At 69.3% G+C, this 15,030-nt stretch carries 13 protein-coding genes and 1 pseudogene; 4 read left to right on the top strand and 10 right to left on the bottom strand.

Translation table 11 applies throughout. The features are described 5' to 3' along the window. Positions 1-161: 161 nt before the first annotated feature. The 7 genes from POL25_RS40285 to POL25_RS40255 are packed head-to-tail and all read right to left on the bottom strand — an operon-like array spanning position 162 to position 8,222. Positions 162-875 (bottom strand): response regulator, encoded by a 714-nt coding sequence (locus tag POL25_RS40285; protein ID WP_272091732.1) that lies wholly within the window; start codon positions 873-875, stop codon positions 162-164. After that, positions 872-3,586: a DUF4118 domain-containing protein gene (locus POL25_RS40280; protein ID WP_272091731.1), complete on the bottom strand. Its 2,715-nt coding sequence runs from the start codon at positions 3,584-3,586 to the stop codon at positions 872-874. Before POL25_RS40280 ends, POL25_RS40285 begins: the two co-directional genes overlap by 4 nt. Then, on the bottom strand, positions 3,583-4,155 hold the full coding sequence (gene kdpC / locus POL25_RS40275; RefSeq protein ID WP_272091730.1) for a potassium-transporting ATPase subunit KdpC: 573 nt from the start codon (positions 4,153-4,155) through the stop codon (positions 3,583-3,585). The genes POL25_RS40280 and kdpC overlap by 4 nt, the downstream gene beginning before the upstream one ends. A 13-nt stretch (positions 4,156-4,168) precedes the next feature. Further along, positions 4,169-6,235, bottom strand: a complete 2,067-nt coding sequence (kdpB, locus tag POL25_RS40270) for a potassium-transporting ATPase subunit KdpB (RefSeq protein WP_272091729.1) — start codon at positions 6,233-6,235, stop codon at positions 4,169-4,171. Positions 6,236-6,247: 12 nt separating this feature from the next. Further along, positions 6,248-7,981: a potassium-transporting ATPase subunit KdpA gene (kdpA, locus tag POL25_RS40265; RefSeq protein WP_272091728.1), complete on the bottom strand. Its 1,734-nt coding sequence runs from the start codon at positions 7,979-7,981 to the stop codon at positions 6,248-6,250. Further along, positions 7,978-8,070: a K(+)-transporting ATPase subunit F gene (gene kdpF / locus POL25_RS40260; RefSeq protein ID WP_272091727.1), complete on the bottom strand. Its 93-nt coding sequence runs from the start codon at positions 8,068-8,070 to the stop codon at positions 7,978-7,980. The genes kdpA and kdpF overlap by 4 nt, the downstream gene beginning before the upstream one ends. Before the next feature lie 17 nt (positions 8,071-8,087). Further along, complete coding sequence (locus POL25_RS40255) at positions 8,088-8,222, bottom strand: hypothetical protein (protein WP_272091726.1); 135 nt, start codon at positions 8,220-8,222, stop codon at positions 8,088-8,090. 66 nt (positions 8,223-8,288) lie between these two features. On the opposite strand from POL25_RS40255, the gene POL25_RS45125 reads away from it, so the two are divergent. Then, positions 8,289-9,278: a potassium transporter TrkG gene (locus POL25_RS45125; RefSeq protein WP_373372142.1), complete on the top strand. Its 990-nt coding sequence runs from the start codon at positions 8,289-8,291 to the stop codon at positions 9,276-9,278. Here the strand turns inward: POL25_RS45125 and POL25_RS45120 are convergent. Further along, a pseudogene (locus tag POL25_RS45120) lies at positions 9,224-9,352 on the bottom strand (MerR family transcriptional regulator); the annotation flags it as partial. The gene POL25_RS45125 and the pseudogene POL25_RS45120 sit on opposite strands and share 55 nt — an antisense overlap. 740 nt (positions 9,353-10,092) lie before the next feature. Between POL25_RS45120 and POL25_RS40245 the strand changes: the two are divergent. Then, positions 10,093-10,608, top strand: a complete 516-nt coding sequence (locus POL25_RS40245) for a hypothetical protein (RefSeq protein ID WP_272091724.1) — start codon at positions 10,093-10,095, stop codon at positions 10,606-10,608. A 266-nt stretch (positions 10,609-10,874) separates the two neighbouring features. Here POL25_RS40245 and POL25_RS40240 read toward each other — a convergent pair whose 3' ends face one another. Further along, positions 10,875-11,360, bottom strand: a complete 486-nt coding sequence (locus POL25_RS40240; protein WP_272091723.1) for a hypothetical protein — start codon at positions 11,358-11,360, stop codon at positions 10,875-10,877. Between the two features lie 303 nt (positions 11,361-11,663). Here POL25_RS40240 and POL25_RS40235 point away from each other — a divergent pair, with 303 nt between their 5' ends. Both POL25_RS40235 and POL25_RS40230 read left to right on the top strand, forming a co-directional pair. Then, entirely contained in the window at positions 11,664-12,104 is a 441-nt protein-coding gene (locus tag POL25_RS40235; RefSeq protein ID WP_272091722.1) for a hypothetical protein, read from the top strand. A gap of 242 nt (positions 12,105-12,346) precedes the next feature. Beyond that, positions 12,347-12,922, top strand: coding sequence for a hypothetical protein (locus POL25_RS40230; RefSeq protein WP_272091721.1), 576 nt, complete (start codon positions 12,347-12,349; stop codon positions 12,920-12,922). A gap of 75 nt (positions 12,923-12,997) precedes the next feature. Here POL25_RS40230 and POL25_RS40225 read toward each other — a convergent pair whose 3' ends face one another. Then, positions 12,998-14,611, bottom strand: coding sequence for a DUF4215 domain-containing protein (locus tag POL25_RS40225; protein ID WP_272091720.1), 1,614 nt, complete (start codon positions 14,609-14,611; stop codon positions 12,998-13,000). Positions 14,612-15,030 lie beyond the last annotated feature (419 nt).

Raw genomic sequence — 15,030 nt, 5'->3', positions numbered from 1 at the left:
GCAGACGGGGCGGAAGGAGCGGCTGCGGGCGCGGTCGGGGACGCCGAGCCGGGCGGCGACGGCTCGGCGGGGGCCACGGCTGCCAGCAGCCTGACGAGCGAGATAAAGAGCGGAACCGGCATGCACATGAACGACGTGCTGCCAGCGTAGAGAGCTGCGGGTTAAGACGATGCTAATTCGCGGTCGAGCCGAAGACGGTAGCCCACGCCGGGCTCGGTGATGATCCAGCGCGGGCGCCCCGGCACGGGCTCGAGCTTCTGCCGCAGCGCGACCATGTAGACGCGGAGATAGCGGGTCTCCGTGGAATGTCCCGGTCCCCACACTTCGTTCAGCAGTTGCCGGTGCGTGACGACCCGATCCGCGTGTCGCAGCAGGACCTCGAGGAGCTTGTATTCGTGCGGGGTCAGGTGAATCTCCTGCCCCGACCGCGTCACCACCCGACGACCGAGGTCGACCCTCACGTCGCCCAGCTCGACCACGGGATCACGAAGCGGGGTCCGCTGCGCGACGTGCCGCAGCGCGACGCGGATCCGCGCCAGCAGCTCGTTGGCACTGAATGGCTTCATGAGATAGTCGTCGGCGCCGGAATCGAGCGCTGTGACCTTGTCGTCCTCCTGGCCGCGCGCCGACAGGACGATCACCGGCGCCAGCGACCAGGCTCGCATCGCCGTGACGACCGTGAGGCCGTCCCGGTCGGGCAGCCCGAGGTCGAGGAGGACGAGGTCGGGGTTGTGCTCCCTGGCCCGCAGCACTGCCTCGGCCGCGGTCTCGGTCTCCACGACCCGAAACCCGCAGTCGAGCAGGATCGTCCGTAACGATCGCCGCACCGACGGTTCGTCCTCGACGATGAGGATCAAGGCTCCGGGCTCGCTCATGCTGTCGCCTCCTGCGCGGACGGGAGGGCGGTCTGCGTCTCCTCACCGATCGGCATCGTGACGCGAAAGAGCGCGCCGCCCTGCGGTCGGTTGGCCGCGGTGATGGTGCCGCCGTGAGCCACCGCGATCGCGCGGCAGATCGCCAGACCGAGCCCGAAGCCGCCCTGAGCGGGGCCGCCGACCCGGAAGTACTTTTCGAAGATCCGGTCCTCCTGGCCAGCGGGGATCCCGTCGCCGCGGTCCGCGACCTCGACCACGACCGAGGCGCCTTCGACGCGCGCAGACATGTCGATGGCGCTGCCAGGCGGCGTGTACTTGGCGGCGTTCTCCAGCAGGTTGAGCATCAAATGCTCGAACAGCACCTCGTCGAGCAGCACTGGCGGTAGGTCGGGCGCGAGCGACACGTTCACCATGTGACCCGCGAGCGCCCGCTCGAGCCGGGTCAACGCCGCGCCGATAGGATCCTCGAGCGGCGTCCACTCGCGTCGCAGCGCGACACCCTGGGTCTCGAGCCGCGTCATGTGCAGGAGGTTCGTGACGAGCCGGCCGAGGCCGAGCGCCTCTTCGTAGATCGAGCTCGCGAACTCGCGCCGCTTTTCGTCCGCCATCGGGCCCGCCTGGCCGAGCACGCTGGCGGCCGTGCTGATCGCGGTCAAGGGCGTGCGCAAGTCGTGGCTGACCGAGCTGAGGAGGGCCCCCCGCAGCTCCTCCGTGCGCGCGCGGAGCTCGGCCTGTTGCGCCTCCTGAGCGAGCAGCACGCGGTGGAGCGCCAGCGCGACCTGGCCGCTCATCGCCGCCAAGAGCTCCTGCTCCGCGAGATGACGCAGGCGGACGGGGTCCCCGGTCGTCACGCCGAGGACACCGATCGTGCGACCGACCGCCTGGAGCGGCACGTAGAGGGCTTTGGCGGACGACAGCGTATCGGTGCCCGCGCCCGCCGGGCCCCGCTCGAACGCCTGGCGGGCGGCGGCCTGCTCCAGCGGATCTGCCACGAGCTCGACGTCGGTCCCTTGCAGCGGCGTCAGCGAATCGTCCGCTCCTGCGACGAGGACGACCACGCGTCCCCCGGCGAGCTCGGCGACGTGGCGAGCGGCGCTCGTGCCGATGCTCTGCTTGTGGCGGAGCTGCGCCAGCTCGCGGCTCAGCGAGTAGAGGATCGCCGTCCGCTGCTCACGCCCGCGGGCCGCCTCGGCCTGCATGCGCACGCGCTCGGTAAGGCCCGAGATGACGATGCCGACCAGGAGCATCACGCCGAAGGTCAGCATGTAGCGCGCATCCGCGACTGCGAACGTATAAAACGGCGGAACGAAGCAGAAGTCGAAGGAGGCGACGCTCAGGACCGCGGCCAGCATCGACGGTCCGCGGCCGAAGCGGGCCGCCGTCATCATGATCACCAGCAGGTAGAGCATGATGATGTCGGACATGTCGACGTAGCTGTAGAGCAGCGTGCACAGTCCGGTCACGCCGGCGACGCTGCCGACCGCCCACGCGTAGGGGATCGGTCGTGCGCGACTCGGCGTCACGGGCCGCAGCATCGGCCGGCGAGCCCCAGGACCCTCGTCCCCGGAGATCACGTGGACGTCGATCGCGCCGCTGCCGCGGACCAGCGTGTCGAGCACCGAACCGCCGAGCAGCTCGCGCCAGCGCGGCTGGCTCGGCTTGCCGACGACGAGGCGGGTGACGTTGCGCGCGCGCGCGTACTCGAGGAGCCGCTCGCCGATCGGCTCGCCGCTGATGTTGACGACCTCGGCCCCGAGCGACTCAGCGAGACGAATCGTCTCGACCAGAGCCCCGCGACCCGTCGCGCGCACGAGCGCCAGGCGCGGCGTCTCGACGTGCAGCGCGATCCACTCGGCGCGCAGCCCCGCCGCCATGCGGGCCGCGGCGCGAACCAGCCGCGGCCCGTTGGGGCTCGGGCCGATGCACACGAGGATCCGCTCGGACATGGCCCAGGTGGTCGAGATCCCGTGCGCGCGGCGATACGCCTGCACGTCGCTGTCGACCCGCTGGGCCATGCGCCGCAGCGCCATCTCGCGCAGCGCGAGCAGGTTGCCCTTGCGGAAGAAAGCCTCGGTCGCGTGCCGGGCCTGCTCGGGCAGGTAGACCTTGCCCTCCTTGAGCCGCTCCAGCAGTTCGTCGGCCGGCAGGTCGCACAGCTCGACGTCGTCGGCGCGGTCGAACACCGCGTCGGGGATCGTCTCGCGGACGCGGATCCACGTGATCTGGGCGACGACGTCGTTGAGACTCTCGAGGTGTTGGACGTTGAGGGTGGTGTAGACGTCGATACCGCTGGCGAGCAAGAGATCGACATCCTGCCAGCGCTTGCGATGTTGGCAGCCGGGCACATTCGTGTGCGCGAGCTCGTCGACGAGCAGCAGCTCGGGTCGGCGCGCGAGCGCAGCCTCCAGGTCGAACTCCTGGAGCGCCTTGCCGCGATACTCGATCGTGCGCAGCGGGAGGCGATCGAGCCCCTCCAGCAGCGCCGCCGTCTCGCTGCGCCCGTGCGTCTCGACGATGCCGACGACGACGTCGATCCCCTCGGCCCGGGCGCGCCGCGCCGCCTCGAGCATCGCGTACGTCTTGCCGACGCCCGGGGCCGCGCCGAAGAAGATCTTCAGCTCGCCGCGCTTGGCCTTGGCCTCCTCGGCGCGCGCGACCTCGAGGAGGGCCTCGGGGTCAGGACGGTCGTCGTCGAGCTCCATGCGGTTCATGGCGAGGATCGGAGCCCCTCGAGGGCGCGGTTGAGGCGAAGCACGTTCACGCGCGGTTCCCCGAGGATACCGAGCGTGCGCCCCTCGGTGTGGGCCTCGATCAGCATGAGCACTTCTGCCCTGGGCAGGCGGCGTGCCTGCGCGACGCGACGCGCCTGGTAGCGGGCTGCCTCCGGCGAGATATGCGGGTCGAGGCCCGACCCCGACGCGAGCACGAGATCGGCGGGGACCGGCAGCTCGGCCTCGGGGTCGGCTGCCTGCAGCGCAGCGATTCGCGCCGCGACGGCCTCGTGCAGGCCCTCATTCAGCGGCCCCATGTTGCTCGCGCCCGAGGAGCTCGCGTCGTAGTGGACCGCCGAGGGACGGCTCCAGAAATCACCCGGTCTGGTGAAGTTCTGTCCGACGAGCTCGGAGCCGACGGGGCCCGACGACGCGACAACCAGCGAGCCATGGGCCTTATCAGGAAACAGCACGGTAGCGATCCCCGTCACGAGCAGCGGGTAGACCACGCCGGTGACGGCGGTCAAGAGGGCCAGCAGGATCAGGGCGGGACGAATGGCGCTCAGCATGCTCGTGTCCTCCTCAGGCGACGCCGACGGTCGTGATGACCATGTCGATGAGCTTGATCCCGATGAAGGGCGCGACGAGGCCGCCGAGCCCGAAGATCAGGAGGTTGCGCCGCAGCAGCGCCGCCGCCGGGAGCGGCCGCACCTTCACGCCGCGCAGCGCGATCGGCACCAGCAGGATGATGATGATCGCGTTGAAGATCACCGCCGCGAGCACCGCGCTCTGCGGTGAGTGCAGGTGCATCAGGTCGAGCGCGCGCAAATCCGGATAGGTCACCGCGAAGGCGGCCGGAATGATGGCGAAGTACTTGGCGACGTCGTTGGCGACGCTGAAGGTCGTCAGCGCCCCGCGGGTCATCAGCATCTGCTTGCCGATCTCGACGATGTCGAGGAGCTTGGTCGGGTCGGAGTCGAGGTCGACCATGTTGCCGGCCTCTTTCGCCGCCTGCGTACCCGTGTTCATCGCCACCGCGACGTCGGCCTGCGCCAGCGCGGGCGCGTCGTTGGTGCCGTCGCCGGTCATAGCGACCAGGTGACCGGCCGCCTGCTTGCTGCGGATCAGCGCCAGCTTGGTCTCGGGGGTGGCCTCGGCCTGGAAGCTGTCGACCCCGGCCTCCGCCGCGATCGCGCCGGCGGTCTGCGGGTTGTCTCCGGTGATCATGATCGTCTCGATGCCGATCCGCCGGAACTCGGCGAAGCGCTCGCGGATCCCTCCCTTGACGATGTCCTTCAGGTGCACGACGCCGAGCGCCCTCGACCCCTCGGAGACGACCAGCGGGGTCCCGCCGCTCTTGGCGATCGTCTGCACGAGGGCCTGGATGTCGGGGCTCAGACCGCCGCCCTTGGCTTTGAGGTGCTTGCCGATCGCGTCGGCGGCGCCCTTGCGGATCTCGCGACCGGCGAGATCGACGCCGCTCATGCGAGTGTGCGCCGTGAAGGCGATGAAGCGCGCCTCGGTGTTGGCGAGCTCGCGCTGGCGCAGGCCGTACTTCTCCTTGGCGAGGACGACGATGCTGCGGCCCTCGGGCGTCTCGTCGGCCAGCGAGGCGAGCTGGGCGGCCTCCGCGAGCACCTCGACCTTCACGCCCGCCGCCGGCAGCAGTTCGACCGCCTGACGATTGCCGATCGTGATCGTGCCGGTCTTGTCGAGCAGGAGGACGTCGACGTCGCCGGCGGCCTCGACCGCGCGCCCCGACGTAGCGATCACGTTGGCGCGGATCAGGCGATCCATACCGGCGATGCCGATCGCCGACAGGAGTCCGCCGATCGTGGTCGGGATCAGACACACGAGCAGCGCGACGAGCACGGTGATCGGCACCGGGGCGCCCTGGCCGCGCGTCTCGAGCGCGTAGAGCGAGAACGGGTACAGCGTCGCGCAGGCGAGCAAGAACACCAGCGACAGCCCGGCGAGCAAGATGTCGAGCGCGATCTCGTTCGGCGTCTTCTTGCGCTTGGCGCCCTCGACCATCGCAATCATGCGATCGAGGAAGGTCTCGCCGGGATTGCTGCGGATCTCGACGATGATCCAGTCCGACAGCACCCGCGTGCCGCCGGTGACGGCGCTGCGGTCGCCGCCGCTCTCGCGGATGACCGGCGCTGATTCGCCCGTCACGGCACTCTCGTCGACGGAGGCGATGCCCTCGACCACGTCGCCGTCGCCGGGAACTGTGTCGCCGGCGATCACGAGGACGAGGTCGCCACGGCGGAGCTGCGCTGCCGGCACTTGCACGGCCTTGGCGTGTCGGTCGCGCTCGGCCAGCCGGCGCGCCTGCACGTGCTGCCGGGCCTTGCGCAGGCTCTCGGCCTGCGCCTTGCCGCGGCCCTCGGCAAGCGCCTCGGCGAAGTTGGCGAACAGCACCGTGAACCACAGCCAGGCGGCGACGCCGGCGATGAACCCGAAGGGGGCCTCCCCCTCGCCGACCAGGGCCTGGACGGCGAGGATGGTCGTGAGGACGCTGCCGACCTCGACCACGAACATGACCGGGTTTCGCACCATGCGCCGGGGATCGAGCTTCGTGAACGCCTCGATGGCGGCGCGACGGATGCTCGGCCCGCGGGCGGGCTTGTGCTTGGGCGAGTGCATGATGACGAAATCTCAGGGGTGGGTGCCGGTCATCTGCAGGTGCTCGACGATCGGCCCGAGCGCGAGCGCGGGCACGAATGTCAATGCACCGACCAGCACGACGATCGCGGCGAGCAGGAACACGAACAGCGGCGTATGGGTCGGCATCGTGCCGGGCCCGGGCGGGACGGTCTGCTTGCGGGCGAGCGCGCCGGCGAGCGCCAGCACCGGCACGATGATGCCGTAGCGCCCGATCAGCATGCATAGCCCGAGGGCCAGGTTGTAGAAGAACGAGTTGGCGCCGAGACCGGCGAACGCGCTGCCGTTGTTGTTCGACGCCGACGAGAAGCCGTACAGCACCTCGCTGAACCCGTGAATGCCCGGGTTCGAGATACCGGCCCGCCCCGCGGCGCTGGCGACCGCGATCGCGGTGCCGACCAGTACGCCGGCCGACGGCAGCAGGACCACGAGCGCGGCCATCTTGACCTCGAAGGCCTCGATCTTCTTGCCGAGGTACTCGGGTGTGCGACCCACCATCAGGCCGGCGAGGAACACCGCCAGGATGGCGAACACGAGCATGCCATAGAGCCCCGAGCCGACGCCGCCGAACACGACCTCGCCGATCTGCATGAGCCACATCGGCACCAATCCGCCGAGCGGGTTGAACGAGTCGTGCATCGAGTTGACCGAGCCGTTCGAGGCCGCGGTGGTCGCCGTCGCCCACAGCGCCGAGGCGGCCGGACCGAACCGCACCTCCTTGCCCTCGAGGTTGCCGGCCGAGGGATCGACGCCGAGCTCGACGAGCTGCGGCGCGAGCTGTCCTTCGGACCAGACGCAGAGCCCGAGCAGCGGCAGGAAGATGGCGAACATCGCCCCTAACACGGCCCAGCCCTGGCGCCGATCCGCCACGATCTTGCCGAAGCTCAGGCACAGCGCCGCCGGGATCAGCAGGAGCGCCAGGCACTCGAGGAAGTTGGTCAGCGGCGTCGGGTTCTCGAGCGGGTGCGCGGAGTTGACGTTGTAGAAGCCGCCGCCGTTGGTGCCGAGCTGCTTGATGGCGATCTGCGAGGCGCCGGGGCCGAGCGGGATGGTCTGCTGCGTGATCACCTGTCCTTCGGGACCGGTGGCCGCGCGCATCAGCTCCACCTCCGCTGCGGGCGCCAGCGTCTGCACCACGCCGTCGGCGGCCAGCGCGACAGCGAGGACGAGCGACAGCGGGAGCAGGATGTAGAGCGTCGAACGGACCAGGTCGGCCCAGAAATTACCGATCGTCTCCGAGCGCCGACGCGAGAAGGCACGCGACAGGGCGGCGAGGACGGCGATGCCGGTCGCCGCCGACACGAAGTTCTGCGTCGTCAACCCGACCATCTGCGTCAGATAGCTAAGCGTCGTCTCGCCGCCGTACGCCTGCCAATTGGTGTTCGAGGCGAAGCTGACCGCCGTGTTGAAGGCGAGGTCCGGCGCGACTGGGCCGAGCTCCTGCGGGTTGAGCGGGAGCAGGTGCTGCAGCCGCTGCAGGCCGTACACGACGAGCAGGCCGAACAGGTTGAACCACAGCACGGCGACGGTGTAGTCGCGCCAGTGCATCTCGTCGTTCGGTCGGACGCCGGCGACGCGATAGAGGCCGCGCTCGAGCGGGCCGAGCAGACGTTGAAGCAGCGTCGCCTCGCCGCCCAGGGCCCGAGCGCAGTAGCCCCCGAGGGGGATCGCCAGGGCGACGAGGACGGCGACGTACACGCCGCACAGCAGGAGCGCATGCGCGGTCACGAGAATTTCTCCGGGGCGAGGAGGGCGACGAGGAGGTAGACGCCGAGGCCGATCGACACGAGGCCGGCGAGCCAGTGCATGATGGTCATGGGGACGGGAATCCTTGTCAGAGCCGGCCGAGGAAGCGCATGAAGCCCCAGAAGGCCGCGAACGACGCGAGTACGACGGCGATGAAGAAGAGGTCAGTCATCGGTGCCTGGGTCGGAATCGGACGGTGTGAGGAGGCGAGCTGGAGCCCCACCTGGCACAGTCCTCGCGATCGGGAAGCTGCATCGGGCCGAGTTAAGAAGGGGTTAAGAATGTAGTGATGCCGGCGCTCGTGCGCCGGGCGAGCGCCACGCAAGTCCTCCCGCGTCCCAACGGCCGAGCGGCTTTTTGGCGCCATTTTAACCTCGCCGGCAGCACCTTCGGTTCGCCATGCTCATCACGACATCGATCGAACCCCAGCCGGTGGAGCCACTCAGGCTCGACGATCCGTACGATCCGTTGCCGCTGGCTGCCTCGCTTCTACGTTGCCCGAGCGTCACACCCGCGGAGGGCGGCGCGCTCACGGTCGCGTCGCGCGCCCTCGCGGCGCGCGGGTTCTCGTGCAGGCGCGTCGACTTCGCGGGCGCCAGCGGACACACCGTGCACAACCTCGTGGCGCGCCTCGGCAGCGGTTCGCCTCACGTGGCGTTCTTCGGCCACGTCGACGTCGTCCCGCCCGGCGACGGCTGGACGGTCGACCACGACCCTCGCGGTGGTGCTCGCCGCGATCCCGGCGCTCGCGCGCAACCAGGCGCGGGCCCTGCTGCTGCGCCGGACAATCCCGCACGACATCGTCTACCGCGCCGCGACGATCATGACGATCGCCACGCTCGTCGCGGTCATCGTCAGCTTCGCCCTGCTCGCCAGCCATGACATGGCGTTCGAGAAGGCGGCCTTCGAGACGGTGAGCGCGCTCGCTACCTCGGGCCTGTCGATCGGCGGCACGGCCGAGCTCAACGCGCTCGGCAAGTGGCTGATCATCGTCACGATGTTCATCGGCCGCGTCGGACCGATCTCGCTGGCACTGGCGACTCGGTACTCCGCGAAGCGCCCACGTGACCTTCCCGGAGACCAAGCTGATGGTCGGCTGACCATGTGCTTGACGGCTGACCCCGGCTCTCCACAGGGTACCGGCATTGCCGGTACGCCCTCTCGAGATTCGCAAAAGAGTGGCCAGCCGCGACGTGGGGCCCGTTCCTTGTCACGGCGGCCCGCGGACTGGCGGATGAAGTTGAGGCGGCGGACGTGCTCCGGCTCGTACAGACGGTAGCCGGCGGCGGTGCGCGCCGGCTCGGCCAACAGGCCGATGCGCTCGTAGTAGCGGATGTTCTCGACGCCGACGCCGGTCTACGCGACGTTCGGCGCACGTCGGCCGGAACGCGAGGGCTCGGCGTGAACCGAGACGGACACGAGGGAGTCGCCTGTCCTCTGGTTCACGTCACGCAATTTCGCCGGCAGTGTGATGTCGCCCGTCGCTCGGCGCTGCGCGCCGACGTTCCCGTTCCGCTTGTCTCGTCGGTCCGGCGGCCGGCGGCCTGAAAGCTTGGTCAAGCGGGAGGTCCAGGGTGCCTTGGAGGCCCTGATGCGCGACGGCGCGATCCCCCGGATGTCTCGAAAATTCGTCTCGAATTTGTCGCGATCCGGGCAGTTTTCGAGACAACACCTCGCAAACAAGCCCGTATGTGGGTCTAGCTGGGCTTGTACACCACATCACCAAATCTCGGCTTCAGGCAGCCGCCTGAACGCCGTCCAAGTGCACCTTTTGGCGCCTTCTCGTGGAAGTGGAATCGGCTAGTATCAGCCAGCGCCGAACGCCGCTAGGGTGAGATGTGGCGACGATGGGCAAGGATCGCGTGCTGATACCACGACAACATGCGGTGCGGACCGACGTCCGCGCGGGGCAGTAGCTGCGTTACTGCGATGCGTCCACGACCCGCTGCAGACGCAACAGGGGCGCGGGCCGCATCGAATCCCGCGCGCCACGACGTGAGCCACACGTCGCGCTTGGCGAGTACGCTCGCTCACTGGGGGTCTCGGAATTTTGAACTCGCGTCGTCCGCGCCGTCTCTGGTACAGGCCCTCGGATGAGCGCGACCTACGAGATCACCATCGAGGCCCTCGAGGAGCGCACCGTTCGCGCGCGGGTGCTCCTCCTGAACTTTCAGTACCCCGAGGTGCCCGCCAACAAGTGCCTCGGGCTCCAGCTCCTCGCCGACGCGCACCACGCGCTGCGCGACAGCTACAAGGACACGAACCAGACGAAGAAGAGCGCGACGAAGCTCGCGGCCCGCGCCCCCGCGCGCCTCGTCGCGTACTCCGAAGGGCTCCAGGCGAACCACGACGAGGCGTTCAACGAGCAGCTCATCGAGAGCGCCGAGGCGGAGATCGTCCGGATCACCGAGCTCAGCAACGCGAACTTCGAGAAGGCCGCGGCGTGGCACGCACAGAACAACAGCGGCGGCCCCAAGCCCCCCGCGTTCCGCGATTTGCACATGGTGCAGATCCTCGAGTTCGAGGTCGCCGACGCGCGGCTGCTCGACCACCTCGTCGTCGGGCTGACCTGGGAAACGTGGACGTCCGCGCGCGACGAAGCCTACTGAAGCATCGAGCGCCACTTCCTCGGTAGGTCACTCGGTCGGAGCCCCTCAGGACTGCTGTGCTTGGCCGGTCTCAATCACTTGGAGAGTCTCGGCCGGGTGTCAGATTGTACCCTGCCCCAAGTGTACTGCCTCGGCTGAGCTGCAACGGACCTGAGATCTGGTAGAGGAGAGGCGTGGCCAGGAGGCTTGGACTCGCTGTACTTGTTCAACTTCTCGACGACGAACTTTGCGAAGCTGAAGTGGTCGGACTCCTCAGACCATCACGCCTACGACTTCGGCGTGAACGCGTCCCGCATCGCCTCCGCCTCGCCGTTCATGAAGTCGACCATCCCCGCCACCATCTGCGCCGCGTAGTCGCTGGCCGTGCCGTCGAGCACCGAGAACTCCCGCTTGTGGACCATGACCGTCCAGTCCGCCGGGTGCGTCGTCGGGATCAGCCGGAGCTCGCCGAAGTAGTCGGCCACGAGCATCACCCGCCCGCGGGTGCAGTACTGCAGCAGGTACTCGCGGTCCGAGCGGCCGACCCCCTCCACGACCATCTCCGGCCCGCCCGATCGCAGGCAGAACGCGAGCGCCGCCGGCACGCGGTCCACCGAGCCGCCTTCGATCCACCCGCGCGTGTAGTACTCGTCGAGCTTCGTGCCGAAGACCATCCGGACCAGCACGAGCAGGTCGCGGACCTGCGACCACACCACCTCAACCGGCGCTTCGATCAGGGTCGTCGTGACATGCGTATACGTTGCTGTCGTCATCACCCCGACCGTAGGCGCCGCTGCGCCCGCAATCAAGCCGCCACCGGCCTGAGGGGTGCCCCGTCGCGGCAGCGCTTGTCTCGTCGGTCCGGCGGCCGGCGGACTGAAAGCTTGGTCAAGCGGGAGGTCTGGGGTGCCTTGGAGCCCCTGATGCGCGACGGCGCGATCCCCTGGTTGTCTCGAAAAATCGTCTCGATTTTGTCGCGATTCTGGCGTTTTCCGAGACACCCCTTGTAGAACAGCCAGTAGGGGGGTCTAGAGCTGGCTGTACACCACATCACCAACATCGGCGAGGACGGCACCGTGCCGGTCGCCGAGACGCCCAACTGGAAGGCCGACGGTCTCAACAATTATCGGCAGAACGTCCAGCCCGAGGGCGAATTCTCGGCGCCCGACCTGACCGCCACCATCTTCCCCCGCTGCGACGGCCCGTACGGCATCGTCGCCCGCGTCCGCAACATCGGCCAGGCGGCGGTGCCGGCCGGCGTGGTGGTCGGCTTCTACGAGGGCGACCCCGACATGGGCGGCGTCAAGCTCGGCGAGGGCATGACGAAGAAGGCGCTCTACCCCGCCGAGGCCGAGGACGTGGCGATCGACGTCGCCAACCCTTCGATGGCCCTCACCGACGGCGCGACGCCGGTCTACGTGGTCCTCGACGACGGCATGCCCGAGCACCTGTGGCAGGAGTGCCGGACCGAGAACAACAAGGTCGCCGGCTCCGGCTACTGCCTCGAGCCGGGCTGAGCTCGCCCACGCGCCACGCACTGCGAAGGACGAACCAGTGTTCTTCGTTCGCCCGGCGCGCGGTCTGCCGGCCGCTGCGAAACGGCGCCGTACGAGGCGCCAGGCGCCTCCTGCTCACGATCTCGCCTCACGCTCGCGCCTCGCGGTCTGCGCCTCGCAGCGCGCGCACCGACGCCCGCACGCCGCGTCGCGGCGCTCGCCGACTGGCGCAGACCGGCCCCGTTCCTTATCCTCGCAATTCCATGCGAAAGGCAGCGACGTACAGCACCCTCTCCATGACCCTCGCGCTCGCGGCCTGCATGCAGCCGCCGATGCCGGGGGACCTGCCGAACCCGCAGCTGGTCGAGCTGTTCAACAAGCAGATCGACCTGCAGCTCGCTCGCTTCGACGCCCCCTACTTCCCGGGTTCGCTGTTTCCCCCGTACCTCCCCGGGGCCGCCGACAGCGCCCGTCGCTGGCTGTCCGAGGTGCGCGAGGTGGCGACGCATTGCCGCCACGGCGGCCGCGGCAACGTCCATAACCCGCACGAGTACGACCTCACGCTGCAGAGCGGCGAGACGTTCACCGACCTGACGACCAGCTTCGGCGCGTGCCTCCCCAAATACGACACCCCGATGCGCGTGAGCTTCGAGGGCGGCCGCGTCGCCCACGTCACGACCGACGGCAGCGAGCGGCAGAGCCCGATGGAGGTGGCCGAGAGTCGCATCGAGAGGTTCGTCGGCGCGCTGCTCGACCGCGACACGCAGCTTCGGCCCGAGCTCTACTACAGCGAGGTGCCGAAGCCCGCGGACCCGAAGCGAGAGTGGGCCGCGCCCTGAAGCGCGGCCCACGGGTGACAGCTTCGCGCCGCGCGGCCGGCCCAGCCTCCTGGGCCCCGGGTCAGCGCCCGCGCGTCACTGCGGGTTGCAGACCTTGAGGGTCGGGAAGTTGGAGAAGCAGCCGTTCCAGTTGTAGAAGCTCGCGCCGAAGTTGTGGGTGTAGATCGTGTTGTTCTCGATCCACCCGAATTCGACGCAGCAGCCGACATCGCCGCCCGTGGCGAGGCCGAGCTGGCCGGCGACGGCCGTCATCGTCGCCAGGTCCCAGGTCAGGCCGTTGACGAAGCCGTCGGCGCCGGTCAGGCCGACCGAGGCGCACTTGGCGGCGGCCGACTCGCACTGCGTCGAGGCGTACCAGCAGCGGTTGGCGTAGAACGCTCCGCCGGGGCACAGCGGCTTTTTGCACATGTTGTTGCATGTGTCGTCGTTGACCGCGTTGCCGTCGTCGCACTCCTCGCCGGCTTGCAGGATGCCGTCGCCGCACTTGGCCGACTTGCAGAGGTTGGTGCAGGCGTCGTCGTTGACCGCGTTGCCGTCGTCGCACTCCTCGTCGGCCTGCTTGATGCTGTCGCCGCACTTGGCGGTCTTGCACGTGTTGCTGCAGGCGTCGTCGTTGACCGTGTTGCCGTCGTCGCACTCCTCCATCAGGCTCGCCTGGACGAAGCTGTCGCCGCACTCGGGAAACTGGCAGGTGAGCGTGCAGGTGCCGGTGTTGTTGTTGCCGGCGCCCTCGTCGCACTGCTCCATCAGGCTCGCCTGCGTGAAGCTGTCCCCGCAGGCCGGCTCGGCGCAGTTGTCGGTGCAGCCGTTATCCTGGTTGCCGTCCTGGCCGTCGTCGCACGCCTCGCCCTCGTCGACGACGTCGTTGCCGCACTCCTCGAGCTGGCAGCTCGCGGAGCAGCCGTCGCCGCCGACCTTGTTGCCGTCGTCACACGGCTCGTCGGCGCTCTTGTCGTTGTCGCCGCAGACGTTGGCCTTGCACTCGGCGTTGCACGTCTGCCCGGGCCCGTTGGCGGCCCCGAGGTCGCACTCCTCGGCGCCGCCCTCGCTGTCGAACACGAAGCCGTCGCCGCACACGTTCGCCTGACAGGCCGAGGTGCAGGCGCCATGGTCGTCGTTGGCGGCGCCGTCGTCGCAGCCCTCGCCGTCCTGCGTGAAGCCGTCGCCGCAGGCCGGGACCCCGCAGGTCGAGGTGCACGCGTCGGTGTCGTCCTGGTTGCCGTCGTCGCACGCCTCCCCGGGGCCGGGGAAACCGTCGCCGCAGATCTGCTGCGTACAGTTCGACTTGCAGCTCTTCGTGTCGCCGTTGTCGCCCCCGTCGTCACACTCCTCGCCGGGCCCCTGATCGCCGTCGCCGCAGATGTTGCTGGCGCACGTCGCGTTGCACGCCTGCCCGGCGCCGTTGTCGGCCCCGTCGTCGCACTCCTCGCCGGGATCGACGATACCGTCGCCGCACTCGGGGACGACGGTGCCGGTGGTGTCGCCGTCCGTCGTGCCGGTCGTGGGCGTGCCGGTCGTCGGCGCGTCGGTCGTCGAAGTGGTGGTCGGCGTGTCCGTGGTCGGCGTGCCGGTGGTCGTCCCGACGTCGGTCGTCGCGTCGCCCGTGCTGGTCGACCCGTCGCCCGACGCCGAATCGGTGGTGGTGCCGTCACTGCCACAGGCAGTGATCAGGTTCAGCGCAAAAAACATTCCCAATCCACGTCCGTACATCCTCATGCAGACTCCTCGATGACACCGATCGTACTGCGACGACGCGCGGCGCCGGGAGCGACCGAACATTCGGCTCCGTCTGCGAGCGGAGGTGGTCGCAGCGAGCGATTCGCCGCGGCGACGATTGTGCAGATCAGGGAACCACTGAAAATCGGCCCTCGGAGCGCCGAACACGGGCGAGGTCGAGCGCGACGGCGCGCGGCCGCGCGGCCGCTCATGCGCCGTCCTCGCCGCGCGACGTCGGCGCCGGCGAGGCTAAAAAGCGATCTCGCCCGCCGCCGTGGCCCGGACAGCCCCTCCAGGCTCGTCTCCCGCCCCCCGGCTCGGCCGCCCCATGCGCTGGAGCGATCGGGGCAGCGAGGCGACGATGGGGGCCGCGAGCGGCAGTCATGCCGGCG

It is taken from the genome of Nannocystis bainbridge, from assembly GCF_028368995.1.
GTDB lineage: Bacteria > Myxococcota_A > Polyangia > Nannocystales > Nannocystaceae > Nannocystis > Nannocystis bainbridge.
Note: the sequence above shows the minus strand (reverse complement) of the source record. Positions and strands in the feature narration are given on the sequence as shown.